The organism is Dokdonella fugitiva, assembly GCF_014138265.1.
Classification (GTDB): domain Bacteria; phylum Pseudomonadota; class Gammaproteobacteria; order Xanthomonadales; family Rhodanobacteraceae; genus Dokdonella_A; species Dokdonella_A fugitiva_A.
Genome location: NZ_JACGXL010000013.1, coordinates 1 through 1,112 on the forward strand (window position 1 = coordinate 1; position 1,112 = coordinate 1,112).

The 1,112-nt window shown below is 65.2% G+C and carries 1 pseudogene; it reads left to right on the plus strand.

The features are described 5' to 3' along the window. Nucleotides 1–1,112: pseudogene (locus FHW12_RS21030) on the plus strand (RHS repeat protein); the annotation flags it as partial.

Below are 1,112 nucleotides of genomic sequence, written 5' to 3' on the forward strand. Positions count from 1 at the left end.
ATGGGCAACCTCACGAGCCTGACCGATGCGCTCAACCGCACGACGAACTGGACCTACGACGCGCGCCAGCGCCCGCTCACGCGCACCGACGCGCTGAATCAGTCCGAGCAGTGGACATGGGCGGCGAACGAGCGCAATGCCAGCCATACGGATCGAGCGAGCCGGACAACCGCCGCGCAGTTCGATGATCTCGGACGCTTGAGCAACCTGTTGGAGAGCGATGGACGGCTCGTGGTGCCGACATACGATCTCGGCGATCGCCTCCTGACCTTGAATGACAGCGTAAGCGGCAACACCGCTTTCACCTACACGCGGTTCGACCAGGTGCTCACCGAGGCATCGGGCCAAGGCACGCTCACCTATACGTACGACACTCACCAACGATTGGCCACGCGCACGCTGTCCGGTCAGGGTGCGATGAGCTATGGCTACGACACGAGAGACCGTCCTACTAGCCTGACGCAGGGCGCCGAAACCGTCGCGTTCGGCTACGATACGGCGGACCGACGCACGAGCACGACGCTGCCGAACGGCATCGTCACGACGGCGACCTACGATGACGCCGATCGACTGACGGCCCTGACCTACGCGGCCAACTATGGTGACGAGCTGCCGTTCGCGGCGCTGAGCTATGGCTATGACGCGTCGGGTCAGCTGGTCAGTCGCGGCGGTAGTTGGGATTCGACGGGACTGCCGGCGGCCACGACCAGCGCCGGCACGGTCGACGCCAACCATCGCCTCACGAGCTTCAACGGGCAGACGCTGACCTACGACGCGGTCGGCAACCTCACGAGCGACGGCGTGAACCAGTACGTCTACGACGCACGTGACCAGCTGGTCGCAATCAAGCAAGGCGGCGTGACGACGGCGAGCTTCGTCTACGACGCGTTCGGCCGACGGATGTCGAAGACCGTGAGCGGTGTCGCGACCACCTATCGCTACGACGGCGAGAATCCGATCGAGGAGACGACGAACGGCACTGTAGGCACGATCCTATCGGGCCTGGCGATGGATGAGCGCTACGCGCGCGACGACGCGGGCGGGCGGCGCTACTTCCTCACGGACCACCTGGGCAGCACGACGGCGCTCTCGGACAGCGGCGGAAACGTGAC